This is a genomic window from Pantoea sp. CFCC18177, from assembly GCF_059412425.1.
This window is the reverse complement of the sequence record NZ_JBNBPL010000037.1, coordinates 1-25,727: the sequence shown is the minus strand read 5'-3', so window position 1 is coordinate 25,727 and position 25,727 is coordinate 1. Positions and strand designations below refer to the sequence as shown.

Here is a 25,727-nt window from a genome sequence, read left to right as displayed (position 1 = left end):
GCTTTCCGTGACAAATCCGCATCCATTGACCTCATTACAGCGCGAACTGTTGGGTGATGTTGCCGAACTCTACGCCATGCCCGATTTGCGAGCTAATCCATTAAACAGCACGCTGCGCTTTGGCCTGATTGCCGATCCGCAGTATGCCGATGTGACCCCGGATATTGCCAATAATCTTTACTATCGCCATGCGCTGCAAAAGTTGCCACAAGCGATAGCGGCACTGAATCAACAGCCCCTGGATTTTGTCGTCACGTTAGGGGATATCGTTGACCGCGGTTGGGAGAGCTATAGCGCTATTTTGCCGCTGTACGATCGGCTGGAGCACCCGCATGCGGTGGTGTTGGGTAATCATGATGCTCAGACCATTGCACAGCATCTTCGCAATCGTGCGCCCTTACCGAAAAGCTATTACGCATTTCGTTTCAGTGGGTGGCGTTTTATTGTTTATGACGGAAACGATGTCAGTCTCTACTGCAATGCGTTGAATGGCGATGATTATTATCAAGCCGAAACCTTGCTAGCTGAGTTACAGGCGCAACAACAACCACAGGCCCAGCCGTGGAATGGTGCGGTAGGGCAACAGCAGTTAGCCTGGATTGAGCAGCAGCTTATTGAGGCTCAGTTGCAGGGCGAAAATGTTGGGGTATTTGGCCACTATCCGCTGGCACCACTGACGACACATACCCTGATGAACAGCAGTGTGCTGGTGGATCTTATAACTAGTTACAACATACGATTTTGTTTCTCTGGTCATGACCATCGCGGCAACGTTGCTCGTATCGGTCAAACAGGCTTTTATACCATGAAAGGGATGCTGGATGACCCCAGCAACGTCCCGTTTGCGGTTGTGGAATTAAGCGAAGAACGGGTAAGTATTAGCGGATTTGGTGGTGAAATTAGCCGGACGTGATGCGCGCCCGGCTCTTAAAATTATTCACCTTGCTGTTGCCGGCATCTGGCGATCTCTTCTGCTCGCTGTAGTAACTGCTGCAAATCGTCCTCATCAATATCGAGCAATTGGCCTCCCTCCAGCGCTTGGTGCAGGTCGGCGCGCGTAATAGGGACCTCCAAAGCAATCGGTTGAGGCTTGGATTCACTCGCCGCCAGCGGGTGAGGATAACGTCGGCCAGCAAGATTGTTAAACAGCACGGCCAGCAGCGCCAGACACAAAGAGTTCAACAATACCGGTGTGAGAATGAAGTGGTAGCCCAGTTGTTGCACCCCGCTGCCGCCAAGAATTGCCGTCAACGCCACTGCGCCGCTGGGTGGATGTAAGCAGCGCAGTTGAAACATCACGGCAATCGCCAGTGAAGCGGCAATGCCGCAGGCCAAAGCGGGGTAAGGAACATACATCGCCGTGGTCACACCGATCAATCCTGCAACCAGATTCCCACCGACAATCGACCATGGCTGTGCCAATGGACTGTTGGGCAAACCGAAAAGCAATACTGCGGAAGCGCCCATTGGGGCAACAAACCAGAGGTTCACCTCGCCGAGCAACTTGTGGCTGATCAGGCTGGTGATCATTAATCCAAGGCCTGCACCAAAACTGGCTATCGCCATCTGCTTTTTGGCCACGGGAAGCGGATGCGGCCAGAGACGCGCGAGAAGAGTTCGCAGCGAGAGGAGCCATCTGGCTGTCATAGTGGAATTACTCTGTCATAAGAAAAAACGATGGATGGCGATTGTCGCTGATCGATTCGTCAGGAGCAACCACACTGTTAGTGTGTTGTTACGGTTTGGTGATTAAAATGCCCATCAATGCAGTGATGGTTAACAGTGGCTTACACAACGTCTAAGGTTGCTGTATAGTCCGTTTTTTTTCGGAGGATCCATGCTGCCCAACTCATCCACGCGCCTGAACAAATATATCAGCGAGAGCGGAATCTGCTCACGCCGTGACGCCGATCGCTACATCGAACAAGGCAACGTTTTTATTAACGGTAAACGCGCCGCGGTGGGTGCGCAGGTGTTCGCCGGGGATGAAGTGAAGGTTAACGGGCAGTTGATCGAACCGCGCAACGAAGAAGACCTGGTACTGATCGCGCTTAACAAACCGGTGGGCATTATTACCACCATGGAAGAAGGCGAGCGCGATAATATTGGTGATTTCGTTAACCACAGTAAACGCGTGTTCCCGATTGGTCGCCTGGATAAAGATTCGCAGGGCCTGATTTTTCTGACCAACCACGGTGATTTGGTCAATAAAATCCTGCGTGCTGGCAATAATCACGAAAAAGAGTACGTGGTCACGGTTGATAAACCTATCACCGATGAATTTATCGCCGGGATGGCAGCCGGTGTGCCGATGCTGGGTACGGTGACCAAAAAATGCAAAGTGAAGAAAGAGTCGACCTTTGTATTCCGCATTATTTTGGTACAGGGTTTAAACCGTCAAATTCGCCGTATGACCAAGCACTTTGGTTTTGAAGTCACCAAACTTGAGCGCACACGCATTATGAACGTCAGCCTCAAGGGGATTCCGCTGGGTGAGTGGCGCGATCTTACTGATGATGAGCTGATTGACTTATTTAAGCTGATTGAAGACTCCTCTTCAGAAGATCAAAAAACACAGAAAAGTCAGGCTAAGAAAAAACCGGCCACGGCGGCGAAGAAACCCAGCTCTAACGGACCTAAACAGAGCGAGAAAGCGGCGGGTAAGCCTGCTGGACGTCAGCGCTTTACCCAACCCGGTCGTAAAAAGAAAGGGCGCTAGTTTCTCAGTGTTATTTGATTGAATACATAAACCCGGAACAGTAATTTTAAACACCTCACTATTTGTTCCGGTTTTATGCCTCCATACTTTTCATAACAAAGGAGGAAACAATGAATAACGCACAATGGTTAAAAGAGATGCAATGCCTATACGCAGTTCAAACTCGACCCGCTTGGGTTCCACGCCTGTTTTGGCTCTCTACCCAGCAGCGCAGTCAAATCCTTTCTGAACTGCTCATGCCACAGACCAGGCAAAAGTGAATGTCCATTACGCCGGTTGAATCAGTTGAAACAGCCGGCTTTCATCGCTACTAACCGGCAACCTTAATGACTGTTTTGCCGAAGTTCTTACCTTTCAGCATATCAAAGAATGCCTGCGGCGCATTCTCCAGGCCTTCAATCATGTGTTCGCGATAGTGAATTTTTTTCTGCTCAACTAAAGGCGTCATTGCCTGTAGAAATTCTGGATATCGATCACCGTAATCCTGAAAAATGATGAATCCTTGTAGGCGGATGCGGCGTTTTAATATGCTGCCAAGGATCTGTGGGGTGCGATCGGGGCCTTCCGTCGGAGCGTTGCGTGTGTTGTAAGTCGAAACCAGCCCACAAACCGGTACGCGCGCAGCGGTATTGAGTAACGGGAAGACCGCATCAAACACTTTACCGCCAACGTTTTCAAAATAGATATCAATGCCATCAGGACAAGCTGCTGCGAGTTGCTCAGCGAAATCTTCTTTATGATGATCAAGGCAGGCCGAGAAACCGAGGGTTTCAATTGCGTAGCGGCACTTCTCTTCACCACCCGCAACACCCACCACATGGCAGCCTTTTAATTTCCCGAGCTGTCCAACTGTTGCGCCAACGGGTCCGGTTGCCGCCGCCACCACCAATGTTTCACCGTCTTTGGGTTGTCCAATGTCCATTAAACCCATATAGGCGGTAAATCCGGGCATACCCAGAATCCCTAACGCCCAGGAAGGATGGGGAAGGTCGCCGATTTTACTCACGCCACTGCCATCGGACACGGCATAACTCTGCCAGCCACTGCCTGCGACTACCCAATCGCCAACGTTGAAATCAGGATGCAATGATTCCGTCACCTGAGACACGGTGCCGCCCACCATAGGTTGGTCGAGTTGTGCCGGGGCCGCATAAGACTTGCTGTCATCCATACGTCCACGCATGTAAGGGTCAAGTGACAAATACGCGGTACGCAGCAGCATCTCACCCTGTTTTAAGGCAGGGATGGGCTGTTCAACTAGCCTGAAATTCTCTTTTGTCGGTTCGCCGTGAGGGCGTGAGGCGAGTAGCCAAGCGTGATTTACCTGTGTTGGTTGTGGCATGTAAACCTCATAGTAGTGTTCGATAAGGCAAGTGTAGTTGATGCAAAGTCAGATGGCAGTGTTGCTATATAATAACAAAAGGTTCATTATTGGCTTTATGTTGCTATATAACAACATTTGAGGGCCTATGTTGCCAGGTATGCGTGAAATCGGGAAGAAGTGCCAAGAGAAGCGTAAGGCCAACGGCTGGACACAAGCCACAGCTGGAACCTATGCGGGGATACACCGAACGGTTATCTCTCAGATAGAAAATGGCCATTACTCAGGATCTTTGAAAGTATTGACCTTATACCTCAATACACTTGGGTTAAAGCTTACCGTGCAGTCAGCGGGCATTCCGCAGTTAGATGAACTAGAGGCGTTGTTTAGCGATGACTGATGATGTGAAACGCCCAAAAAAACGCAAGACAGACTCCTTACTCTGAACACGCTGGGGAGCATACTTCTTCCCAGTGAGCCAGCGCACAAACCCACACTAAACTTCTCTACGCCAAATTTCATAACCCCTTGAATAAATTCAAAGCTTGTACAAGCGCACAGCCGGTCTCAGGCAATCTCACATAACGGCTTTTAAATCAGCTGACTATACCTATTGCGGTGCCAATACAGGTGCGTGGAGAGGATGAAATGAAAAAAGCTTTACAGGCCGCGACTATATTGGCGGCGATGACGCTCAGCACACCGTTGCTGGCTAAAACCTTTGTCTATGTTTCAGAAGCGGACGACGGCACTATCGCGCGCTATACCTTGAATGATCAAACTGGCGCTTTGCAACTGCTCGGTCGAACGCCAGCAGGGGGCAAAGTCATGCCGATGGCACTCAGTGCTGACAGCCAGCATTTATACGCCGCTATTCGCAGCAAACCGTTAAAACTGGTGAGCTGGCACATCGATCGCGCTACGGGCGATCTCAGTAAAACCGGCGAAGTCGCTGCTGCAGCGAGCTATCCCTATATCAGCACCGACAAACAAGGGCATTTTTTACTCGGTGCCTCTTATGACGGTGATGTGGTACATGTCTATCGCCTGGCAAAAGATGGCAAGATAATCGCGCCACCGGTGGGCAGTTATAAAACGGGCCATGCAGCGCATTCGGTGATTGTTGATGATGCAGGGCAAACCGCCTATGTCGGCAATCTCGGTACCGATCGCGTGCTGCAACTAAAACTGAGTTCCGAGGGTGAACTCAGCGCACTGGCGAATGGTTACGTCAAAACTGAAGCAGAAAACGGCCCACGCCACTCGGTGTTATCACCGGACCAACGTTACCTCTATAACGTGGGTGAAATGGGCGGCATCATCACGCAGTTCCGCCGAAATGAGCAGGGTGAGCTGTCTAAAGTCGGTGAGACACCTAATGCTGTGGCCGCAGAGTATAAATTGCAACACGGTCACGAACGCCCAGCTGGATACAGTGACACCACGCCACGCATTTGGTCGGCGGATATTCATCTCACTCCCAACGGGCGTTTTCTCTATGTCAGCGAACGTACCAGTAGCACCTTAACCGGCTATCGCGTGAATAGCGCGGATGGAAAACTCACGCTGATTGGCAGCTGGCCAGTAGAAAAACAGCCACGTAGCTTTGCGATTACTCAGGATGGACGTTGGCTTGTTGCCAGCGGTGAGAAAAGCCAGGTGACCGGCAGCTATGACATCGATGCGGAAAGCGGGGCGCTAAAACGCGTTGGTGAAGCACCGGCAGGCGGAGATGCAAACTGGGTGACGATAGTCAGTGACTGAATGTCGACTTCGCGATGATCTGGCGCAGGAGACTGCGCCAGATTGCGCGAAATGTTTTTATGGAGCCGTTGTTATTGTTAGGGTTATTTTTAAAAGTGTGATCCAGAACACATTTATGGTGCTGATAACCATCTGCATTTAAAAGCCTATATAAATCAGAGGGATTCGCCAAAACTAAGGTTTTTTAGATTAAAGAACATAAGTAAACCTTAATAATTATCCTGATATCGATTGCGAGGTTAAAACACCATTTTCGATGATGTAATAATTTGACATATTTATCGCCGTGAGCAGAAATATTATTCTGTCAGGATACGCCGCACTTAAGCTGGTTTGGTCTCAATACTGTCATGCAGTGGTTTTCAAAAAACGCCGTTTTTTTTGCTGTAAAAACCTGTCTGGCTGCCTTTCTGGCACTGTATCTCTCACTGGAACTCAATCTGGATAAACCGGCTTGGGCAATTACTACCGTATTTATTGCCTCCCAACTCTACTCAGCATCGACGATCTCTAAATCCTTGTTCCGTATGCTTGGCACCTTGCTGGGTGGCGTATTTGTCTTCTTTGTGTTCCCGCTCACCGTTGAACATCCGCTGCTGTTTAGCCTGTCTATTTCGCTGTGGGTAAGTGTTTGTCTCTATTTGTCGTTACATGACCGCACGCCCAAAAGCTATGTCTTTATGCTGGCTGGCTACAGTGCCGCCATCATGGGTTTTCCTGAAGTCATGACGCCGATGGCGATCACCAATACCGTGTTATCCCGTATCGAAGAAATTGCGGTGGGTACGCTATGCAGCAGCCTGGTGCATGCCTTACTGTTCCCGGTCTCTATGCGCAGTTTGCTGGAGCAGAGCGTCAGCCAGTGGTATCTCAATGCGCGTAAGCTATGCAATGACCTGTTTTCAGGTATTCCCAGCGATAAATCACCAGAGCGCGATGAGATTCTGACGCGTATGGCCACCAACCCCCAGCAGGTGGAAATGCTGATCACCCACTGTGTGTATGAAGGTGATGCAGCAAGGCGATTGATCCGTCTTGTAAGCGTACAGTATCAACATCTGTCCTATTTGATCCCAACCCTGACGGCGATTGAAATGCGCCTGCAGCGGTTGTCGGCGCAGCAGATTGCGTTCCCAGACAACGTAGCCGTGGCTTTCAGGCTGTTTTTGCATTGGCTCAACGATGGTGAAGCGGTAGGCGAAACCAGCGGTATTCAACTGGAACTCAGTCGTTGTCAAAGTGATATCAACGCCGCATGGCGCAACGGTGATTTGCCGACTGAACACTGCATGCTGCTAACCGGACTACTGGAGCGCATGGCCGATTTCGTGCGCATTGCCGGTGCTTATCAAAGTGTGGGCGGGTTGGTCAGCGATCTCTCAGGGGATACCACGCCAGCTCGCGGCAAGCGAACGCATCGTTTCTATGATAAGGGGCTGATACGGCTCTCTGCATTAACGGCTTTTTGCGCCATCTTTGGATCATGCCTGCTGTGGATCGGCACCGGTTGGCATGATGGTGCCTCCGCACCGGTAATGGCAGCGATCTTAAGTTCATTGTTCGCCAGCATGGACACACCACTTACCTCGATGAAGTTATTTGTGCGAGGTGTCATCGTCGCCATTTTTATTAGCGTGATTTACGTGGCGTTACTGATACCACAGGCGACCTCGTTTGAAGCCTTGATCATCTGTCTCGCGCCGGGCTTGTTAGTGTTAGGACTAATGATTGCGCGCCCCTCAACCAACATGATTGGGATTAGCGTAGCGATCCAAATCCCCGGTTTTATCGGTTTAGGGCATCACCTCAAGCCTGACTTGGTACTGCTAATCAACAATGCCATCGCTTCGTTAACGGGCGTACTGTTTGCGGTGATTGTCACGGTATTAATGCGTAACAAAAGACCGTCCTGGACGGCGCGACGTGCAGTGCGTCAGGGATTACGGGAGCTACTGCGTTTCATCAAAGAGCTGGAACGTAACGGTTCGTCGCTGCTTGGACGGCAGCGATTTATCAGCCTGATGTTGGACAAGGTCAATGTGGTGCTACCACGCCTGCGACTCGATCCGCAGCCCGACATGTCAACTGCTGGCATGTTACTCACCGAGGTTTGGTTGGGGGTAAACAGTTTCGATTATTACGCACGCCATAAAGATCTGTTGGCTAAATACCAGTTGGACAGTGGCCAGATGTTTCATGAGCTGGCGCTGTTTCTTAAGCGTCGCCTTAAATCACTACAAACACCGCCGCACCAGGATCTGCTGGATGAATTGGATCTTCTACTGTTATTGCTGGAGCGACTGGCGAAGCGCGATGACAGCTTGCTGACGCCACTTTTCCATCTGTTCAGCATCCGGCTTTATTTGTACCCGCAACAGTCGTGGCCGGTGGCAACACCACGCCAAATCGAGATGATGCAACTGCAGGACTATCGCCAGCGCGCCTACTAAGCGATAAAAGCAGCAGCGACACAATCAGGCTATATACTTGTTCCCGTGACTGATTTTTCATCAACAGGAGTGAATGATGGTTAGGTTGAAACCGATTTTATTGTTGGCGCTACTACCCGGAGCCGTGATGGCTGCCCCGGTGTTTACACTACAATCGTCAGATTTTAATGACAGTGCGGTGCTGAACAAGACCTTCGCGGGCAACAACAAAAACAATCCATCCTGCACCGGCGACAATGTGTCCCCGGCATTGAGTTGGTCAAATGTACCGACGGGAACCCGCAGTTTTGCTCTGGTGCTCACGGACCCGGTAGGCGGTAAAGGGTTGGGTGTGACGCACATGGTAGCCTATAACATTGCGGCCGATCGCAGTCAGTTTGCGCAAGGTGAATTGAGCAAAGGAGTGGGTTATACCGGTGGTAAAAACTCACCTGGCACCACAAGCTATTATGGACCTTGTCCACCGGTAGGGAGTGGTATGCATAACTACAACTTTGTACTGGTTGCGACCGATTTGCCCGTTAATCAGCTACCGGCTGGCCTGACGCATGATGAGCTGATAGCAAAATTGAAGGGGCATGCCTTAGGCGGAGCAACGCTGATTGGCAAGTTTACCAACGATAAGTAATGCAGAACGGCCGCCACATTGGGCGGCCGTGACAATGTCACTCAAACGGGTAGACTGAACGTACTAATTTTCCACGACGATCCCAGCGACTTGCCGCCAGCCACAGCAGTGCAGTGACAAACCAACCGATAATCCACGACACATCATTGCCGGCGAAAATCCAGGTTAACGAACCATGGTGCAAGGGGTTGTCGATAAAAGGCAACTGCACCAGCACGCCCAGGAAGTAAACCGTGATACCCGTCCAGTTCCAGCGACCGTAACGGCCATTGGGCTGTGACAGCGCAGGGACATCGACCTTGCCTTTGGTGATGAGATAGAAATCAGTCAGGCTAATGGCGCTCCATGGCACGAAGAAAGCGAGCAGGAACAACAGGAAATGCGTGAAGGATTTCAGGAAGGCCGGTTCACTGATCAGCGCGATGATGCAAGCCACCGTCACCATCAGCACCACAAACAGTATGCGGCTCCCTCGGCTGAGCGAGGTTTGCTGGCGGAAGCCAGAAACAATGGTGGTGAGTGACATAAAACTGCCGTAAGCGTTAAGCGTAGTAAAAGTGATTTTGCCGAAGCAGATGGCGAAATAGATCACCATCGCCATGGTAGCTGTACTGCCCAAGCCGACGATGTAGCCCACTTCGTTACCTGAAAAAGCTTTCCCGGCAATTGCGGCAACAATCACGCCCAAGCTCATGGACGCCTGAGTACCCAATACGGTGCCAAAGAACACGGAGCTAAACAGCTTCCTGGCTGAGACATCAGCCGGAAGATAGCGCGAGTAGTCCGACACATAAGGGCAAAAGGCGATTTGCCAGGAGGATGACAGCGAAACGGCCAACAGGAAATTGGCGAGGGTGAAGTGCTGATTCTGCCAAACCCCTGACAAATCATGTGTAGAGAGCAAGGTGATGAACAGGTAGGCAAAAGCCAGTACCCCAATCACACTGGCCACTTTACCCAGCTTGTGAATTACGCGATAGCCCAGTACCGCGATCACGACAATAATGGCGCTAAACAGGATCATGCCAGCCGCATTGCTGACGTTGATCAGCTTCGCTAATGCTTGCCCGGCTAACACGGTACCGCTTGCGGAAAAGCCCACATACATTATGCACACCAGTACCAAGGGAATCACTGCGCCAAACACGCCGAACTGCATGCGGCTGGTGATCATTTGCGGTAAACCGAGGCGTGGGCCCTGAACGGCGTGTAATGACATGATGGCTGCACCAACGATCTGCCCAACCAGTAAACCGATCAGCGACCATACCACATCGCCACCCAGCACCACGGCCAGCGCACCAGTGACAATCGCGGTGATTTGTAAGTTTCCGCCAAACCAGAGTGTGAACTGGCTGAAAGGGTGGCCATGACGTTCGTGCAACGGGATGTAATCGATAGAACGGGTTTCTGTCAGGCTTTGTTTGTCAGTGCCTTTATAGTCTGCTGCAGGTGATTCGGTTGACATAGTTTCCTCGCTGAAACAATGAACGCGACAGGGGCTTTATTGTTAGTGTGGTGTGAATGCAATTGAAGATACATGTATATACATGTGCCGATATTGTCATGCGAGATGTGAAGTTACAAGGCGGCGGGTCATTGGAAAATGTGATGACGCTGGCAAGGTTGCTAATCGAATGGCATGCGTAGTGCCTTGCGTTATTTACGGCCCTCGGTCCATGGGTTAAATCCTGCTGCTTCCTCATTGTTGTCTGCGGGTTGATCCAGTGAATCGAGGTACAGGGCTTCAACTTCCGCGCGAGCCCACGGCGTGCGGCGCAAAAATTTCAGGCTGGATTTGACGCTGGGGTCGTTTTTAAAACAGTTGATATTGATCAGCTTGCCGAGTTCATCCCAACCGTAGCGGGCCACGAGTGCATTCACGATCATCTCCAGCGTCACGCCGTGCAGCGGATCTTTAGAAGGGTGTGCGGTCATGATGAATCCTTGTTTACAGGCGAGAGATTGGCGGGCAAGGTTACAAGAAAGCCGAGCTTGCAGCAATGATGTAAACTGAGGTCGGGCCATTTATCACAGGAACAGACGCAATGAGCGACAAGAAAATGATTTCAATCGATCAGTTTAATGAGGCTGAGCGAGGAGAAGTGGATGAGATTTTCAAAGGGCTGATGCAAAAACATCGGCTGCGCAGCGGTAAAGAGCCTGACGCGAAGAAAGAAAAAGAGTACACCGCCGAAGCGCGCCAACAGGTTATGAGCCTCAAGCTGGCCAAAGAGAAAGCGAAAGCCGACAAAGCCAAGAAAACGCCCACTCGTCGTAAAAAACCTGAAGCACAATCGGCGAGTGAGGTCAGTGATTTTAGCTGGTCGGCCTCGGTGATTAAGGGCCGCCGTTAGCTCAGTAACCCGGCGCCGACATTCACGGATAATCCAAGAATGGCCAGATTGAAGATAAACGAGATCACGGATTGAAGCAGGGCCAGTTTGCGCATCTCAGTGGTGCCCGTTGCCACATCGGCGGTTTGTGAGGCGACCGCGATGGTGAAGGAGAAGTAGAGAAAATCCCAGTAATTGGGGTCATCGGGTTTTTCAGGGAAGATCATCGGTGTGACGTTGTCACTTTTCCGCAGGTAATGTTGATGGGCGTAGTGCATGGCAAAAGAGCTAGGTAGCAACGCCCATGAAACAATCAGCGTCATCGCTGTCAGCACCAAATGCAATATTTTGGGCGTACCATGCAGGCTTTTCAATGTGGGCAACTCACTCATAATGGCCACAATACTGACCATACAAGCCAAGATCACCATACCCAGTACCAGCGCCGCACTTTGGTCCTGCATCCTGGCAATACGTTTGATTTCCCCTGAGTCAGTGCGCAACATCCGGAACCAAAGAAACCATAAATAGAGCCAGGCCAGCACATTCCAGCCAATCAGTAATCGCTGCATTTCGCCCAATTGTGCAGGGAGTAGCAAATAGCAGACGATCCCGGCCGCAACGGAGATAAGCAGGCGCAGGCGCGCGAAAAGATGAGGCATAAGAGAAAAGGGCATGGCGAGCATAATTTCCCAGAGATTGAGTATCTTAACTGTAGACGATTGTTGGCTTAGCCAGGTTAACGCGGGATCGATTCTGGTGACGAACATGACGTGACGGCGAAATCTGACAAAATGAGTGATAAATAGGCTTCATTTGAGACGCGTCTACGTGAATTCTGTAGATACACGTGAGACTTTACCCGCAAGGATTTGCGTAGCGACGCCGTGTTTATAGGCTTAGTGAAGGTGGCCGTGCAGTTTGATGAAGTGGAAACGATTCTGAAAGATAAGACAGATTTCCATAAGCGATTGAATCTCATAAAGGAAATAAAGACATGCGCTGATCCACGCAGCATTGAGGCATTACAATATCTGGCGAAAAATGATTATGTCTTTCAAGTGAGGTTAGCAGCCGGGAAGGCGCTAACGGAAAGAGGGATCAATTGCGTTAAGCCTGTTGCACGCCCACGATATGCCGTCGTGCTGGAAACAACCATCGAACGGATACGACGTTACGGGAAGTGGTTGATGGATATCACGGAGGGGTTCAGATGATGACGAGTGGTGGCAGAAACAAGAGAGAACAGCATCAGGACGGAGAGTAAGTGATGGCAGGGAATGTCGTGAGCCAGTGATGAGTGCGTACCAGATACCTTATTTAACATAATCATGATTATGCGCACTTTTAATATAGAAGCAAAGCTGTCCTGGCCGTTCTGAGCTAAACTTACCTGGCCGCTTCGGGCTACCTGCTGAGGAACCTGCTATGGCGGCTTCTGGTGCGGAGTTTTTCACGATGAACGAAGTTAACCGCCTCAAGATCCTGCAGGACGTCATTGATGCCCGGCTTACAACCTCGCTTGCATCACAACGACTTGGCATAACGGATCTGCACTGTCGGCGTCTGTTAGCGCGTTATCGCGAGTCCGCTCCGAGTCCACGTTCACCTACTTTGAAGCCACGCGCGGCTACCTGGAGCAGCACGGCAAGCCGCTGGCGTTTTACAGCGACAAGGCCAGCGTGTTCCGCATTAACAACAGGAATGCGGCTGGCGGCGACGGTCAAACGCAGTTCGGTCGCGCGATGAACGAGCTGAACATCACCGGCATCTGCGCCAACACCAGCTCTGCCAAGGGCCGTGTGGAGCGTGCGCATCTCACGTTACAGTACCGACTGGTCAAGGAACTCAGGCTGCGTGACATCAGTACGCCTGACGCGGCTAACGCCTTTGCCGCTGAGTTTATGGCGGACTACAACCGGCGTTTCGCGAAGGCACCAAGGCATGATTTTGACGTGCACCGTCCGCTCGATGCAGACGACAACCTGAACCAGATATTTACCTGGCGTGAACCGCGCAAGGTTTCGAAAGCGCTGACGGTCCGCTACGATAAAATGCTGTTGCTGCTTGAGGATAACGATGACAGCCGCCGCGCAATGGGTAAATACCTGGATGCCTGGCAGTACCCGGATGGTCGCGTCGAACTCAGGAGTCACGGCACGGTACTTCCCTACTCTGCCTACGACCGGCTGTCTGAAGTTGACCAGGGTGCGATCGTAGATAACAAGCGGGTTGCAAAGGGGCTGACTGGCGAACAGGCTCGCATTTTACTCGCGGTTTTACATTTTGCGCATTCAGACATGCATTCATCCAGATCGCCGCGTATGTCCCGTCAACGGCGCGGCCTGTTTTGCGCGCCAGCGTCAGGCTGATGGACTGCTACTTTGCGCTTTGCAGTGCCGGGGCGCCGTGTATCCCGGTCCCGATGCGGCAGAAAGGGGATCTGGTTAACACTTATCGGCAGGAACTGGCGTGACAGATAGCCCTGATGAGGAAGACTGTTTATGAACAAAATATTGAATAACGCTATGAATTATTGTGTTTTTTTCCTAAAGGATCTGGCAGACAACCTTCCGGTGACGCTAAATGATGTCCAAACAGAAAGTCCGTGGATTATTGTTATTCGATAAATTCCGTGTATTATCGAATAACAATAATCAAGGAGGTGCCATATGTTTGCAGAGTTCTTTCTTTCATCACAGCCGCTGAAAAGTCTGGCCAGATTATGCTTCGTACTCAGAAGCCTCATCGTGGTTTCTGTCATTTCAATAGCGGCTGCCAGCCTGCTCTTCTCCGGTTTACTTCATGAAACTGATACCGGCTTCGAAACGGCAGAGATACTTCAGTATGCAGTGCCTGCCCCGGCGTGGATCCAGTATGCGAATGATATGTTCAGTATACTACTGTTATCACTCATTTTCTTTATTCTGGGCGAGGTCAGAAAGGGAAACTTTTTCTCCTCAAAAATTGTGTTTCTGATAAATATTTCCGGTGTTGTTTTTATACTGTGGGGAGCCGGAGGAATAGCTGAGCTACAGTTTTCTCAGCGCGCTCTTCTGGAAGGGGTCAGCCAGAGTATGATTTCTGCAGGCATATCCGTTGGCAGTTTCATCCTCCAGATTGAAAGCACGCACATCTTAAAAATTATTATTGGCTTCGGCCTTTTCGTTATGGCCCGGATAATTTCGCTTGCTAAATTTATTCATGAAGATAATGAGCTCGTAATATAATGGCCATCTATATTGACCTTGACAGGCTGCTTAAGGAAAGAGGTATAAGCTCGAAGGAATTTGCAGTGATGATTCAGATAACTGAGGCAAACCTGTCCATTTTAAAAACAGGAAAGGCCCGGGCTATCAGATTCAGTACCCTGGATGAAATCTGCCGGCAGCTTAATTGCCAGCCCGGCGACATAATCAAATACAAAGATTAATACCTGCATTTTTAGCTGAAAAACCAAATCAACATGCTGCGCATTTTAATAAGTGCGCATAAAGCCTGTCGCAGGGAGTTATGCTATGCTTTACAGGATAATTATACGCGTTTCTTTGATACTGTATTCTCCGTTCTGCTTTTCCAATGCAGAAGACCGGAGTAGCATCGAAAATAACCGGTTAATTAAAAATCTCTATAAAAATGAAACATCCGGAGTAAATAACTTCTATCTGCACAGCAGAATAGATGATGCAGGTCTGATGCTGAACGGCAGATCCACCGGGCGTCATAACAAGGAAGAGACAGACGGATTAATAATGCACGCGCATCCGCCTTATTACAGTGCAGGCATTGGGCCATACCTGGAAATTAATGAATATATCACCGTATCCTCCTATCTGGGGGCATCCTATCTGTCCGCGATAAAAGGCGGGGATCATAGCAGTAAAAATACAGGCCGTGAAAGCCAATACGGATTAATGAGAGGCGTGAATTTGTTTATCAGCATGAATGAATACACCGGCATTCAAATGGGGTATGAACACGCTGATTTCAGAGAGCGTGACAGAGGGATGTTCAATCTGGGTTTCAGCGTGGGCTTTTAAGATAACCTGACAGGAAAAATCTGGGTTCGTTCTGGTTCTGCGTAGCAGAACCACTTGTTTCAGATAAAACCACCCTTGGGCGGTTTTGTTGCTTCAGCCCTGCAAAGAGTTTACGGATACGCCCTTCTCTATCAGCTATTGAGCACACTCTACCTTAGAAGTAAGCACAATACAGGCTGTTTTCTATAGAGAAAGCAGCCTGTATTGTGCTGAACTGAGTCATTAAATACGCGGCATCGTTGATGGGTCGCTTAAGGCTAACTGTTGAGGCAGACATCTCCCGGGCCCCATCAGCAACACCTCTCGCGATAAAGACGTGCCACTGATGGGACAATGTTTAATTACTTCTTTCCGCTATTGGCTTCCCGCGCTTTCAAACGGCAGGCCTCTACCACCCAAGCTGAAAAGTTTTGGCTGTTTTCCAGTTTCATACTCTCTTCAATCTGATCAATCAGCAGATGAGGAAAACGAATATGTTTTCGTCGGGTTTTGGCATTTGTCATTTTATCCATGATTTATCCCTGGTCAGTTGTCTCACTAAATTTATTGTTGTATTGATGAAAATGGCTCGGGTCTCCCCCGAGCAAACATTCAATCTTACAAACCTCAGATCCCTGCCCTTGTTATTGAATATCAAGCAGTAACCGACTATCGGCGAGCGACAGCGGCTGGATCTGATGGGTGACCAACAATGTGGTTTTACCCTTAATCAGCTCTTTTAAACTCTTCAGGACTAACTCGGTATTGACCGCGTCCAGCCCTTCGGTCGGTTCATCCAACAGAACAATGGGTGCATCTGAGAGATACGCGCGGGCAATTCCCATTCTGCGAGCCTGGCCGCCAGACAGGCGTACACCTAATTCTCCTGCCATGGCATCCAGTCCCTGCGGGAAGCGACGGATTTCGTCAGCTAAGGCGGCGCGAGTCAGTGCATCCCACAACGCATCATCATCTGCATCAGGCGAAACCAGACGCAGGTTGTCACGAATAGACGCATTGAACAGATAGGTCTTTTGGCTGACGACGGAGATCATCTGACGCAATGTCGCTTCAGAAAGCGAACTGACTGGATGCCCACCTATCAACACCTCGCCGTCGTTACTGTCCCAGAACCCTTGCACCAGATTCAGAATCGTCGTTTTTCCCGCGCCGCTTGGGCCAAGAACTGCCAAACAGTGGCCAACGGGCACCGTGAAACTCAGCTTATCCAATACCGTTGGTGCCTCTGGCGCATAGCGCATGGTCACCGATGCGAAAGTCAATTCGCTGCTCTCTGGCAGCGTACAGGTTTCCGGCAACACGATCGCGGGTGTCAGTTCCGTCATCGAGAACAGACGGCGCGCCGCTTCGCGTGTCGTGCCCAGTGCCGCGAAGGCGGCAGGCAATCCGGCCACCGCTTCAGTGCTGGCGAGCACCGTGAACAGCAACATGACGATCTCACTTGGCGTCAGTCCGCCCGACTGTCCGGGAGCGAATAACAGCACGAAGGCGATGAACAACCCAAGTTGTCCCATCAATGCGCAGACCGCCCCGCCACTGGCACTCATCCACGCTTGCTGACGTTGTGCACCAATCAATTGCTGAGAAAGTTGACGCAAATGGTCGGTTTGATGGCTGACAGCCCCAACAACCTGCAACTCTCCCAGACCACGCATCAAATCAGTGGAGGCCGCCTGCACTGCCGAACGGCCCACAGCAATCTTGTTGCCACTGGTTCTGGTTAACGATGCGACAATATAAGGCACAATCACCCCGGCAAGTATCAACACCATGGCATCAATCAAGGCTACGGTAGGTGAAAACCAGTACAGCCCCGCCAGAATGATGATGGCCGAGATCAACCCTGAAATCGCCGGCGTTAAGATGCGCAGATAGAAGTTGTCGAGACTATCAATGTCTGACCGGAAACGCGTCAGAACATCCCCTTCACGGAAATCCTGCAATCGAGCAGGTGCCAGCGGAGCCACTTGCTGATAGAACCAGACGCGCAACACAGACAACAGCCGCAGTGTGGCATCGTGCGTGACCAGCCTTTCCAGATATCGCGCGAAGGTGCGTAATACGGCAAGACCGCGGATCGCGGCTGCCGGAGTAAAGAACTCCAGCGCCAGTGAGCCCACGCCAGCCAGTGCCATTGAGGTGATGAACCAACCAGACAAAGCGAGCAGCGCAACGTTGGAGATAATCACAATGACGGAGAGTAAAACGCCTATTGCCATGCGTAAACGCCATGGTCGCGCGAGGCGCAAGAGATGCCAGAGATCATTCATGAGAGCGCTCCTTTTTGCAGCCGCTCAAGCTCAGCGAATACGCCAGCCTGGTCGCGCAATGCCTGCGGAGTACCGAATTCGATCACTCGACCACGCTCCAGAACAATCACCCTGTCAGCCGTCGACGCGATTTCGGTATCGTGGGTAATAATCAAACTTGCTGTCTCGGGTAGTTGGTCACGCATTGCCACAATCATCTGCTGTGCCGTATGGCGGTCTAGTGCCACCGTCGGCTCATCGAGGATCACAATCGGGGGCGAGTTCAACACCGTACGGGCCATCGCAATACGCTGAATCTGACCACCAGATAACCCTTGCCCGCCATCTCCTACGGTGTAGTCATACCCCCCGGGCAGCGTCTGGATAAAACTTTCAGCCTGTGCCAGTTGCGTCGAGGACTCGATGGCTTCACGGCTGATATCTGGACGCGATAACAGGATATTTTCAGTAATCGAACCGGCAAACAGCGTCGGCCGCTGCGGCAGCCAGCCCAAGTGTTGCTGCCATGCGGCGAGATCCAGTGATGAAAGGTCGCAACCGTCGATAACGATGCGTCCTGAGGCTGGCGTGATAAAGCCCAGCAGTAAGCGCGATAACGTGGTTTTGCCTGCCCCGCTGCTCCCGACAATCGCCAGCGTTTCGCCACGGCGCAATGTGAAGGAGATATCCGTTACGCCGCCGCCCTCTTCATACTGATAGCTCACACCCTCGATGCTGATTTCACGCGGTTGCGCGGAGAGTAATGCTTTGCCCTGTGCAGACGCAGGCAGTTCAGCATTCAGGATCGCCAGGAACCCTTCTGTCGCGCCGATGGCATCCATACGCGCATGATAGTGCGTACCCAGATCGCGCAGTGGGCGGAAGAATTCCGGTGCCAACAACAATGCAAACAAACCGGGCAGAAAACTCATCTCGCCATAGAATAGACGGAACCCAACGTACACGGCCACCATGGCGGTGCTGATGGTGGCGAAAAACTCCAGTACCAGAGAAGAGAGGAAGGCCAGGCGCAGCACCTTCATGGTGGTTTGACGATAGCTGTCAGAAATCGCCGCAATAATGTTCGCCTGGCGGCGTGCGGCATTGGTCTGGCGCAGCGTAGTCAAACCGGCGATCACGTCAAAGAAGTGGGCACTCATTAGGCTGAGTTTATGCCACTGCTTGAGGCTCATCTTCTCCGCGCCCTTACCCACCACAATCATAAACAGCGGAACTAGCGGTGCGGTGATCAGCATGATCAGACCGGATACCCAGTCAAAAGGAAATAGCGCGACCAGAATGGCCAGCGGCACAATGCCGATGATGATTTTTTGCGGAAGAAAACCGGAGAAATAGGCTTCGATGGCTTCGACGCCCTCGCCAAGTGAGTTGGCGATGCTGCCGGTGCGTTGGTTCTGACTCCAGGCTGGGCCCAGCGCTGCAATACGGTCCAGTAACATACCGCGCAACCCTTGGCGGATACGCGCTGAAGCTTCAAAAGCAAATCCCTGACGTAATACTTCCACCCCGGCTCGCAACAACATCACGAGAGGCAGCAACCACAGGAAAGGCATCAACCCAGTAAAGCGCGTACCGTGCATGACCACTTGATTAATCAGCCAGGCAAGGAGCCAACACTGTGCAATCATCAGTATGGCATTGAGTGCCGCCATACTGATGGATAGTGAAAATAAACCGCCCGCCTGGCGACGGAGGCTCGAAAGCCACCGTTCAGCCAGCCGGGCTGCTATTCCACTAGGAGGAGGACTAGCAGACATGATGCGCTTAGTGCCCCCCGTGACCGACCAGTTTAGAAATACGGCCGCGGAATACCCAGATCTGATACCAGTTGTACATCAGCATGACCGGAACAAAACCGCCCATGGTCATGGTGAAGGTGATCATTGAAACCTGAGGACTTGCGCCATCCCAGATGGTCCATGTGCCCGGAACAATATACGGGAACATGGTGATCAGCATGCCGAAACCGAGAATCACAGCGGCAGCATTGAACCACAGCACGGCAGCGAAATCTTTGTCTTTCAGGGTGTCACGACGCACCTGCTCAATGCAGTAGAGCGCAAGCAGACCAAACAGGCCCCAGATCCAGAAGTGTGGGCCGAACCACTTAGCACGCGCCCAGTCGAACAGCACCGCACTCCACACCCAGGTAATCACAACTGCAGCAATTGCCAGCCAGAAGATTACCGCCGTCCAACGCGCGGCATCCTGACGGATTGGCTCATTTTTTTCAAAACGAGCACGGACAAACAGAACACCCGCTAACGTCATGGCGACACAGGAAGCCACACCCGTCCAGATGGAGAAGGCAGAGACAAAGCTGAACGCACCGCCGATATAGTGAGGAACGCCTTGGGTTGGGTGGTCCAGACCAAAACCTTGCAAGATGGCACCGACACTCATACCACCAAAGAAGGTCACCGCCAGACTGGCGACACCGAAAATGCCATCTGAAAATTTCTGCCAGAATGGTGACGCAAGGTGGCGGAACTCCAGCGCGACTGCGCGGGACATAATGCCCCATAACACCAGCGCCATCGGCACCATCAAATAGCTAAACGCGGAACCGTACACAAACGGGAAAGTACCGAACATGATACCCCCGGCGACGATCAGCCACGTCTCGTTGGCATCCCAGGTCCCTGCCATCGCCGCCATGATCGCGCCACGTTCATCATGGTCACGCACGAACAGCGAGAAGATCCCTGCGCCCAAGTCCGCGCCATCCAGCGCGATATATAAAAGAACGCTGATGCCAAATGCCAACCACCACGCGATGATCAGGAAATGCTGTGAAGAATTAATGTCCATGAGTGTCTCTGCTCCCCTTAAACCGGACGGATGTATTCAGGATGATCAGCGTGACCACTGGCTGGCATCTCAAGGTGCCCCAGATGTTCATGCCCTTCGCCCGGTATTTTGCTGGTCAAGTCCGGTCCGTTACGCACCACCTTCGCCAGGAACCAGATGGTTCCCGCCACGACGGCCGTTTCGAAGATGGCGAAGCCCACCAGCCAGAAGATAGCCAGACCTAAGGTCATCGCGCTCATACCATCTTCGGTGCGCATCAGGCCGTACACGATCCACGGTTGGCGTCCAATTTCACGCGTCCACCAGCCACCAATCACCGCCAGGTAAGGCAGAACCACCATAACGACTGCCAGTAACAGGAACAGCTTATTGCGTGGCGCGAGTTCAACCGTCATACGACGACGTGCCATTAACCACAGCCCCCAAACCGCAACGGCCAGAATCGCAGCTGCTGCACCGGACATCACACGGAAAGCGTAGAACGGTAAAACGACAGGCGGCTGTTCATCTTTCGCAAAGCTGTTCAAACCTTTCACCGGACCATTCCAGGTTTTGGTTTCAATCAGGCTCAGGCCGTGCGGAATATCAAGAGACCACGCCAGACCGGTGCCTTCTTTGTTTGGCCAGCCGAGGATGTGCCAGGCACTGTTAACGTTACCGTTAGCATCATAGGTGTCGTAATGACCTTCCATTGCAGCCAGCGCTGCAGGCTTATGCTCAAGAGTATCTTCACCCAAGACGTCACCCATATAAATCTGTGCCGCAGCGACCACCGCCAGTGCCACCAGCGCGTATTTCAGCGGTCTCAGGAACAGTTCAACATGGCGCTGCTTCAATACGAACCACGCACAGGTTGCCACCACAAAACAAAGCGACAGCTCAAAACTGGCCAACAGCATGTGCGGGAAAGCACTGCGCGCATTCGGGTTAAACAGTGCACCCAACCAGTCCGTGACAATGAAGATGCCATTGTGCAGCTCAACGCCCGTCGGGGTTTGCATCCACGAGTTGGCGACCAGAATCCACATGGCAGAAAGCGTTGAAGAGAGCGCAACGTTGAAGGTGGCAAAGAGGTGCATGCCACGGCTGATTTTGCCCCAGCCAAAAATCATCAGACCGATGAATCCGGCTTCATACATAAAGGCCGTAATGGTCTCGTAGCCTAAAACCTGGCCGAAGAAAGGACCGGCAGCCTGAGAGAAGCGACCATAAAGAATACCAAAGGCCATCTCCATGGTGACGCCGGTGGCGACACCCGCACCGAAGTTAACGATGAACAGCTTTTCAAAAAAGCGACACAGTCGATACCACTTCTCATCCTGCTTACGGACCCACATCAACTCTGAAAAGAACAGCAGTGCTGCCAGGCCGATGGTTAGCGGAGGAAAAATGATGTGAATAGATGAAATTAGCGCGAAGTCTATGCGCGTGATCAGCGATGTAAGATCGTTACTTAACATGACTATCTTCTTATATATGAGTGACCGTGTTAGTTAACGGCAACGCAGCGCCGTTTCTCTTGTCATACAAGTGAGATGAGCCAAGCTCAGGCATAACAAGTAGAAAAGGTGTCACACTGTCGTCTTCCACTTATCTACGATCCGCAACCGACAGTATATTTTCCAGACAGGGGTTGGCTGAAAAATATAATATCCACTGCGGTGCTTACCTCTGAATGAGCACAAATAAACAATCAACAATGTGAACTGATTGTTGGCAGGTGAAACTCACAGAAATAAGCGATGGAACATGCTCGAGATAAGAAAACTTCTGTAAATTATTCTATATTCTCACTTACACAAAGGCACCCCAATTACAGGGGTAACTTGTAACAAAAAGCTAATGGGAGTTTCCTGGTCGGGTTTTGATTGCAGTTAAATCAATGTGTTGCGAAGAGTCACACACAAGCGGATTTGGATTTTTTTATTTAATTTCAATAACATAAAATTTCATTGATATGAAACAAGTTTAGACGACTTAGATAAGTGCATGGCTAATAACAACAATAGTCATTATGCAGCATTGTTTATCTGAGTGACAAATTATTGAGACACCCACTCAACATTAATGACACAGATAATTAACAATGGATCGTTTGATATTTTTCTATAACAGCGGGTGTTAATTAATTTAACAGACAAGGAACAATTATTACCTTGTGAATTTTTCACAGTCATGTAATTAATTTATTATATACGTTAATTTAAAGACACCAATGCGCAACAATTAAGTCACACTGTGCGCACATTGATAAATGTCCCCCTCACACTCCTGCTTCCTCCGGCATCATTACTTTTCCCCATAGCCATCAGTGGAAAAAATCACAGCACAGCGCTACCTGCTTCTTTAGGGTAAATCTCCCCTACAAGGAGATAAAACATGAGCCTCTTATCTGCCGGCAATCGCCGTGACTTTCTCACTTCTGGCATCAAGTTAACCGCTGCAGGCACTTTGCTTGGCACAGGCTTAGTCAGCCGTGCGTCCGCGGCACAAACCTGTGTGCCGGAAAATCATAGTTCGATTAATGTCAGCCATTACCTGCTGCGCAATGTCCGCCTCGAAGAAGGATTCATTCGTAAGCAGGATGTCATCACCGCGACCCGTACCGGCTTATATGATGTTGAAATCAACGGTGACCGTATCGCCGCGATCCATGCCTCGGGGGTGAGCAGCCCTCTTCCGGTCTGGGATGCCGGTGGGCACATTCTGCTGCCCGCCACGCGAGATATGCACATTCATCTCGATAAAACCTTCTATGGTGAAGGCTGGCGCGCCCCGCTGCCGCGTAAAAGCGTTATCGATATGATCCATCAGGAAGAGCAGATCCTGCCGGAGCTGGTGCCAACCTCTGAGATGCGTGCGGAAAAGCTGATTGGCCTGCTGCAAGCGAAAGGCAGTACCGAAGCGCGCAGCCACTGCAACATAGACCCGATCAGCAAGCTGGAGGGTTTAGCCCATCTCCAGCAAGCCATTGCCAGTCATCGTAGCGATTTCAGTGCCAGGATTGTTGCCTTTCCTCAGCACGGCCTGTTGCGCTCACATGCCGAAGGCATGATGCGTGAGGCAATGAAGATGGGGGCTAACTATGTCGGCGGGCTGGACCCCACCAATGTGGACGGCGCGATGGAGAAGTCGCTTGATACCATGTTCAGCATCGCACTGGATTTTGCTGCCCCAATTGATATTCACCTGCATGAAACCGAACCCCACGGCGTGGCGGCGATCCGTTACATGCTGAAAACGGTGCGTGAAAATCCGCAGCTGAAAGGTAAAGTGACGATCAGCCACGCATTCGCTTTAGGCACACTCTCGGGTAAAGAGCTGGATGCGATGATTGAGGAACTGAAGGAGCAGCAGTTCAGCATTGCCACCACAGTACCGATTGGGCGCGTCATCATGCCATTGCCGCAACTGCGCGCTGCAGGGATTCCCGTGTGGTCAGGCACCGATACCATTGCCGACCACTGGCAGCCGTTTGGCAGTGGTAGCATGCTGGAAAAAGCCAACGTCTATTCACAGCTCTACCGTGGGCCAGATGAATTTTCACTGAGTCGTGCGCTGGGTATTGCCACTAATGAGGTGTTACCGCTGAACAGCCAAGGGGAGCAGCAATGGCCAAAAGCGCAGGATACGGCAACCATGATGCTGGTCGCAGCCAGTTGTTCGGCTGAAGCCGTCGCCCATGTTGCGCCAGTGGTGGCGACATTCCATAACGGTAAGCAGGTATTTGGTAGCCTTGCGAAGGTGTAATTGCAGGGAATGAAGAGAGAGATGTGACAGGTATATTCCGCCGCGCAAAATCTGCGCGGCGGAATTAAACATTAGCGGCTGACTTCGTGTCCGATTAAACCGCCGATAGCCGCGCCACCTAAAGTACCGAAGGTGCTGCCACCGGTTAATACGGCACCACCGACTGCACCGACACCTGCACCAATCGCGGTATTACGGCCACGATGCGACATACCGCAAGCGGTGACGGACAAACACACTAATGCGACAATGGCGATACTGCAGCTGCGTTTTAAAAGCATCGAAATCCTCATTACCATTATTCAATGGAATGTCATTGTTTTAATTTGATTGTTGTTAAGGCGCCAGGACATTGGCGGCTTGCACTGCTCGTCGGCGCTAATTTATGGCGAAATCGAAAACGGGGATAGGTAAAAATTCCTATTTTAAGACGGTACTGGCGAAGCGGCGAAAAGCCAGGCATTTCAGTGCCTGAGGCTCTCGTAGGCCGCGCCGTACGGTGTGGGAAGTTACTGTTCTTCGTGCGGGATATAACTGCTCTTCATTGGCGCAACCACCACGTTTACCCCGAGATCTTGCAGGCGACGCAAAATGGGAACCGGTGTGCCCTGATTAACAATCACCACATCAAACTCGCTGAGGTGAGCAAAACGGTGCAGCGCCCGGCGTTCAAATTTGGTGTTATCCATCATCAGAATGCGTTTTTGCGCGGCATCAAACATCGCGCGTTTGGTTTCCACGGTTTCAGCAGATTGGTGGAATACCGCATCATCGATAATTGCCGACATACTGACGAAAAACACATCGGCGCGCAGGCTGGCGATTTCCTCACGCGTCATCCGCCCCATAAAGGCGTTACACCAGTGATAAAACTGCCCTCCCAACCCCATCAGTGTGATGTCTCGCCCATTACGAAGCTCATTCATCAGCGTCAGTGAGTTGGTGATCACGGTAAGAGGCGCTCGGGCAGATAATAAACGCGCCATCTGCAGCACCGTGGTGGAATCATCGAGAAAAATCGCCTGCCCAGGCTCAAGATAGCTGGCGGCCACTTCGGCAATCGCCTGCTTCTCTTCCAACTGACGTGTGGCGCGATAAATATCACTGGATTCAACCAGGCTGGTTGAGGTGGCTGACACCACGCCGCGTGATTTATGCAGTAACCCGCGCTCGACCATCTCATCAATATCACGGTGCGCGGTCATCAGGCTGATGCCGAAACGCTCAGTGATATCTTCAATACGAATCGCACCTTCTGCCATAACCGCTTCTGCAATCAGCTGGCGCCGCGCCAGTTGTCGCGCCTGTCGGCTATCGCTGGGTAAGGGTTCGGCCATAAATACGTTTAGAGAAGAGTCCTGCGGGTTGTGCGCCATGTTTCGTCCGGGAAAGTGATGCAGAAATGCGGGTTCGTCATGATTACAACGCGGAAATGGGCTTTTTGCAAACAAACTGCATTTAATGCGAGGAACTCAGTGCGCATAAATGGGCACTCTACAACTCATGCCGGAACCAGGTGCGCATCATGCGCACCCAACGTTGTAGATACCGTCTTGCCAGTTACCTGGCAAGACATATTTCTGCATCGAACGGGCGGCCTGATTTCAGCACTCCATAAGCCAGCTGCAGCAGCTTTTT

Annotated in this window: 24 protein-coding genes and 1 pseudogene; 13 read left to right on the top strand and 12 right to left on the bottom strand. The window is 51.2% G+C overall.

Features of this window, described 5'->3' with window-relative positions:
- Positions 1 to 7: 7 nt before the first annotated feature.
- Positions 8 to 913, top strand: a complete 906-nt coding sequence (locus ACPUC8_RS24630; protein WP_494927648.1) for a metallophosphoesterase — start codon at positions 8 to 10, stop codon at positions 911 to 913.
- Positions 914 to 933: 20 nt separating this feature from the next.
- Here ACPUC8_RS24630 and ACPUC8_RS24625 read toward each other — a convergent pair whose 3' ends face one another.
- The gene (locus tag ACPUC8_RS24625) at positions 934 to 1,647 is read right to left on the bottom strand and encodes an HPP family protein (RefSeq protein WP_039328648.1); all 714 of its coding nucleotides are present in this window, start codon (positions 1,645 to 1,647) and stop codon (positions 934 to 936) included.
- A gap of 190 nt (positions 1,648 to 1,837) precedes the next feature.
- Here ACPUC8_RS24625 and rluF point away from each other — a divergent pair, with 190 nt between their 5' ends.
- Entirely contained in the window at positions 1,838 to 2,719 is an 882-nt protein-coding gene (gene rluF, locus ACPUC8_RS24620; protein WP_494927647.1) for a 23S rRNA pseudouridine(2604) synthase RluF, read from the top strand.
- 310 nt (positions 2,720 to 3,029) lie between these two features.
- On the opposite strand, the gene curA is transcribed toward rluF, so the two are convergent.
- Positions 3,030 to 4,061 (bottom strand): NADPH-dependent curcumin/dihydrocurcumin reductase, encoded by a 1,032-nt coding sequence (gene curA / locus ACPUC8_RS24615; protein WP_039328650.1) that lies wholly within the window; start codon positions 4,059 to 4,061, stop codon positions 3,030 to 3,032.
- A gap of 127 nt (positions 4,062 to 4,188) precedes the next feature.
- Here curA and ACPUC8_RS24610 point away from each other — a divergent pair, with 127 nt between their 5' ends.
- The 4 genes from ACPUC8_RS24610 to ACPUC8_RS24595 all read left to right on the top strand — a co-directional run bounded on the left by ACPUC8_RS24610 (position 4,189) and on the right by ACPUC8_RS24595 (position 8,882).
- A complete protein-coding gene (locus ACPUC8_RS24610; protein WP_052205924.1) occupies positions 4,189 to 4,440 on the top strand; it encodes a helix-turn-helix domain-containing protein in 252 nt (83 codons plus the stop codon).
- 248 nt (positions 4,441 to 4,688) lie between these two features.
- The gene (locus tag ACPUC8_RS24605; RefSeq protein WP_494927646.1) at positions 4,689 to 5,804 is read left to right on the top strand and encodes a lactonase family protein; all 1,116 of its coding nucleotides are present in this window, start codon (positions 4,689 to 4,691) and stop codon (positions 5,802 to 5,804) included.
- A 350-nt stretch (positions 5,805 to 6,154) separates the two neighbouring features.
- Positions 6,155 to 8,254, top strand: coding sequence for an FUSC family protein (locus ACPUC8_RS24600; RefSeq protein ID WP_039328653.1), 2,100 nt, complete (start codon positions 6,155 to 6,157; stop codon positions 8,252 to 8,254).
- A gap of 76 nt (positions 8,255 to 8,330) precedes the next feature.
- Positions 8,331 to 8,882: a YbhB/YbcL family Raf kinase inhibitor-like protein gene (locus ACPUC8_RS24595; protein ID WP_039328654.1), complete on the top strand. Its 552-nt coding sequence runs from the start codon at positions 8,331 to 8,333 to the stop codon at positions 8,880 to 8,882.
- Between the two features lie 37 nt (positions 8,883 to 8,919).
- Here ACPUC8_RS24595 and ACPUC8_RS24590 read toward each other — a convergent pair whose 3' ends face one another.
- Positions 8,920 to 10,350, bottom strand: a complete 1,431-nt coding sequence (locus ACPUC8_RS24590) for a purine-cytosine permease family protein (protein WP_039328655.1) — start codon at positions 10,348 to 10,350, stop codon at positions 8,920 to 8,922.
- 191 nt (positions 10,351 to 10,541) lie between these two features.
- Positions 10,542 to 10,820: a VF530 family protein gene (locus tag ACPUC8_RS24585; RefSeq protein WP_039328657.1), complete on the bottom strand. Its 279-nt coding sequence runs from the start codon at positions 10,818 to 10,820 to the stop codon at positions 10,542 to 10,544.
- Positions 10,821 to 10,930: 110 nt separating this feature from the next.
- Here ACPUC8_RS24585 and ACPUC8_RS24580 point away from each other — a divergent pair, with 110 nt between their 5' ends.
- Positions 10,931 to 11,239 (top strand): hypothetical protein, encoded by a 309-nt coding sequence (locus tag ACPUC8_RS24580; RefSeq protein ID WP_039328659.1) that lies wholly within the window; start codon positions 10,931 to 10,933, stop codon positions 11,237 to 11,239.
- Here ACPUC8_RS24580 and ACPUC8_RS24575 read toward each other — a convergent pair.
- Positions 11,236 to 11,895 carry a DUF1345 domain-containing protein gene (locus ACPUC8_RS24575; RefSeq protein WP_039328686.1) on the bottom strand — a complete coding sequence of 220 codons (660 nt, stop codon included), beginning with the start codon at positions 11,893 to 11,895 and terminating at the stop codon, positions 11,236 to 11,238. The two genes, ACPUC8_RS24580 and ACPUC8_RS24575, sit on opposite strands and share 4 nt — an antisense overlap.
- A 237-nt stretch (positions 11,896 to 12,132) precedes the next feature.
- Between ACPUC8_RS24575 and ACPUC8_RS24570 the strand changes: the two genes are divergently transcribed.
- The 5 genes and pseudogenes from ACPUC8_RS24570 (at position 12,133) to ACPUC8_RS24550 (ending at position 15,258) form a co-directional block, all read left to right on the top strand.
- A complete protein-coding gene (locus ACPUC8_RS24570; RefSeq protein ID WP_156138033.1) occupies positions 12,133 to 12,435 on the top strand; it encodes a hypothetical protein in 303 nt (100 codons plus the stop codon).
- Positions 12,436 to 12,804: 369 nt separating this feature from the next.
- Positions 12,805 to 13,464: pseudogene (locus ACPUC8_RS24565) on the top strand (ISNCY family transposase); the annotation flags it as partial.
- Positions 13,465 to 13,890: 426 nt separating this feature from the next.
- The gene (locus ACPUC8_RS24560; RefSeq protein ID WP_494927645.1) at positions 13,891 to 14,448 is read left to right on the top strand and encodes a hypothetical protein; all 558 of its coding nucleotides are present in this window, start codon (positions 13,891 to 13,893) and stop codon (positions 14,446 to 14,448) included.
- Positions 14,448 to 14,651: a helix-turn-helix domain-containing protein gene (locus tag ACPUC8_RS24555; protein WP_494927644.1), complete on the top strand. Its 204-nt coding sequence runs from the start codon at positions 14,448 to 14,450 to the stop codon at positions 14,649 to 14,651. The genes ACPUC8_RS24560 and ACPUC8_RS24555 overlap by 1 nt, the downstream gene beginning before the upstream one ends.
- 85 nt (positions 14,652 to 14,736) lie before the next feature.
- Positions 14,737 to 15,258, top strand: a complete 522-nt coding sequence (locus tag ACPUC8_RS24550; protein ID WP_494927643.1) for a hypothetical protein — start codon at positions 14,737 to 14,739, stop codon at positions 15,256 to 15,258.
- 341 nt (positions 15,259 to 15,599) lie between these two features.
- Here the strand turns inward: ACPUC8_RS24550 and ACPUC8_RS24545 are convergent, their stop codons facing one another.
- The 5 genes from ACPUC8_RS24545 to ACPUC8_RS24525 form a co-directional block, all read right to left on the bottom strand.
- Entirely contained in the window at positions 15,600 to 15,770 is a 171-nt protein-coding gene (locus ACPUC8_RS24545) for a YlcI/YnfO family protein (protein WP_071885740.1), read from the bottom strand.
- A 111-nt stretch (positions 15,771 to 15,881) separates the two neighbouring features.
- Positions 15,882 to 17,528 carry a thiol reductant ABC exporter subunit CydC gene (gene cydC, locus ACPUC8_RS24540; protein WP_494927642.1) on the bottom strand — a complete coding sequence of 549 codons (1,647 nt, stop codon included), beginning with the start codon at positions 17,526 to 17,528 and terminating at the stop codon, positions 15,882 to 15,884.
- The gene (gene cydD / locus ACPUC8_RS24535; protein WP_494927641.1) at positions 17,525 to 19,285 is read right to left on the bottom strand and encodes a thiol reductant ABC exporter subunit CydD; all 1,761 of its coding nucleotides are present in this window, start codon (positions 19,283 to 19,285) and stop codon (positions 17,525 to 17,527) included. Before cydD ends, cydC begins: the two co-directional genes overlap by 4 nt.
- Before the next feature lie 7 nt (positions 19,286 to 19,292).
- Entirely contained in the window at positions 19,293 to 20,339 is a 1,047-nt protein-coding gene (locus ACPUC8_RS24530) for a cytochrome d ubiquinol oxidase subunit II (RefSeq protein ID WP_494927640.1), read from the bottom strand.
- 17 nt (positions 20,340 to 20,356) lie between these two features.
- Positions 20,357 to 21,799: a cytochrome ubiquinol oxidase subunit I gene (locus tag ACPUC8_RS24525; protein ID WP_039328663.1), complete on the bottom strand. Its 1,443-nt coding sequence runs from the start codon at positions 21,797 to 21,799 to the stop codon at positions 20,357 to 20,359.
- Positions 21,800 to 22,718: 919 nt separating this feature from the next.
- Between ACPUC8_RS24525 and ACPUC8_RS24520 the strand changes: the two genes are divergently transcribed.
- Complete coding sequence (locus tag ACPUC8_RS24520) at positions 22,719 to 24,089, top strand: amidohydrolase (RefSeq protein WP_494927639.1); 1,371 nt, start codon at positions 22,719 to 22,721, stop codon at positions 24,087 to 24,089.
- 71 nt (positions 24,090 to 24,160) lie between these two features.
- Here the strand turns inward: ACPUC8_RS24520 and ACPUC8_RS24515 are convergent, their stop codons facing one another.
- Complete coding sequence (locus ACPUC8_RS24515; RefSeq protein WP_034823502.1) at positions 24,161 to 24,370, bottom strand: YMGG-like glycine zipper-containing protein; 210 nt, start codon at positions 24,368 to 24,370, stop codon at positions 24,161 to 24,163.
- A gap of 228 nt (positions 24,371 to 24,598) precedes the next feature.
- On the bottom strand, positions 24,599 to 25,465 hold the full coding sequence (locus ACPUC8_RS24510; protein WP_039328665.1) for a DeoR/GlpR family DNA-binding transcription regulator: 867 nt from the start codon (positions 25,463 to 25,465) through the stop codon (positions 24,599 to 24,601).
- Positions 25,466 to 25,727: the final 262 nt, after the last annotated feature.

What these genes read in the sequence shown, in the direction of transcription:
- ACPUC8_RS24625 (WP_039328648.1), bottom strand. Translation starts at nt 1,647, where the DNA reads ATGACAGCCAGATGGCTCCTCTCGCTGCGAACTCTTCTCGCGCGTCTC.
- rluF (WP_494927647.1), top strand. Translation starts at nt 1,838, where the DNA reads ATGCTGCCCAACTCATCCACGCGCCTGAACAAATATATCAGCGAGAGC.
- curA (WP_039328650.1), bottom strand. Translation starts at nt 4,061, where the DNA reads ATGCCACAACCAACACAGGTAAATCACGCTTGGCTACTCGCCTCACGC.
- ACPUC8_RS24610 (WP_052205924.1), top strand. Translation starts at nt 4,189, where the DNA reads ATGTTGCCAGGTATGCGTGAAATCGGGAAGAAGTGCCAAGAGAAGCGT.
- ACPUC8_RS24605 (WP_494927646.1), top strand. Translation starts at nt 4,689, where the DNA reads ATGAAAAAAGCTTTACAGGCCGCGACTATATTGGCGGCGATGACGCTC.
- ACPUC8_RS24600 (WP_039328653.1), top strand. Translation starts at nt 6,155, where the DNA reads ATGCAGTGGTTTTCAAAAAACGCCGTTTTTTTTGCTGTAAAAACCTGT.
- ACPUC8_RS24595 (WP_039328654.1), top strand. Translation starts at nt 8,331, where the DNA reads ATGGTTAGGTTGAAACCGATTTTATTGTTGGCGCTACTACCCGGAGCC.
- ACPUC8_RS24590 (WP_039328655.1), bottom strand. Translation starts at nt 10,350, where the DNA reads ATGTCAACCGAATCACCTGCAGCAGACTATAAAGGCACTGACAAACAA.
- ACPUC8_RS24585 (WP_039328657.1), bottom strand. Translation starts at nt 10,820, where the DNA reads ATGACCGCACACCCTTCTAAAGATCCGCTGCACGGCGTGACGCTGGAG.
- ACPUC8_RS24580 (WP_039328659.1), top strand. Translation starts at nt 10,931, where the DNA reads ATGAGCGACAAGAAAATGATTTCAATCGATCAGTTTAATGAGGCTGAG.
- ACPUC8_RS24575 (WP_039328686.1), bottom strand. Translation starts at nt 11,895, where the DNA reads ATGCCCTTTTCTCTTATGCCTCATCTTTTCGCGCGCCTGCGCCTGCTT.
- ACPUC8_RS24560 (WP_494927645.1), top strand. Translation starts at nt 13,891, where the DNA reads ATGTTTGCAGAGTTCTTTCTTTCATCACAGCCGCTGAAAAGTCTGGCC.
- ACPUC8_RS24555 (WP_494927644.1), top strand. Translation starts at nt 14,448, where the DNA reads ATGGCCATCTATATTGACCTTGACAGGCTGCTTAAGGAAAGAGGTATA.
- ACPUC8_RS24550 (WP_494927643.1), top strand. Translation starts at nt 14,737, where the DNA reads ATGCTTTACAGGATAATTATACGCGTTTCTTTGATACTGTATTCTCCG.
- ACPUC8_RS24545 (WP_071885740.1), bottom strand. Translation starts at nt 15,770, where the DNA reads ATGGATAAAATGACAAATGCCAAAACCCGACGAAAACATATTCGTTTT.
- cydC (WP_494927642.1), bottom strand. Translation starts at nt 17,528, where the DNA reads ATGAATGATCTCTGGCATCTCTTGCGCCTCGCGCGACCATGGCGTTTA.
- cydD (WP_494927641.1), bottom strand. Translation starts at nt 19,285, where the DNA reads ATGTCTGCTAGTCCTCCTCCTAGTGGAATAGCAGCCCGGCTGGCTGAA.
- ACPUC8_RS24530 (WP_494927640.1), bottom strand. Translation starts at nt 20,339, where the DNA reads ATGGACATTAATTCTTCACAGCATTTCCTGATCATCGCGTGGTGGTTG.
- ACPUC8_RS24525 (WP_039328663.1), bottom strand. Translation starts at nt 21,799, where the DNA reads ATGTTAAGTAACGATCTTACATCGCTGATCACGCGCATAGACTTCGCG.
- ACPUC8_RS24520 (WP_494927639.1), top strand. Translation starts at nt 22,719, where the DNA reads ATGAGCCTCTTATCTGCCGGCAATCGCCGTGACTTTCTCACTTCTGGC.
- ACPUC8_RS24515 (WP_034823502.1), bottom strand. Translation starts at nt 24,370, where the DNA reads ATGCTTTTAAAACGCAGCTGCAGTATCGCCATTGTCGCATTAGTGTGT.
- ACPUC8_RS24510 (WP_039328665.1), bottom strand. Translation starts at nt 25,465, where the DNA reads ATGGCGCACAACCCGCAGGACTCTTCTCTAAACGTATTTATGGCCGAA.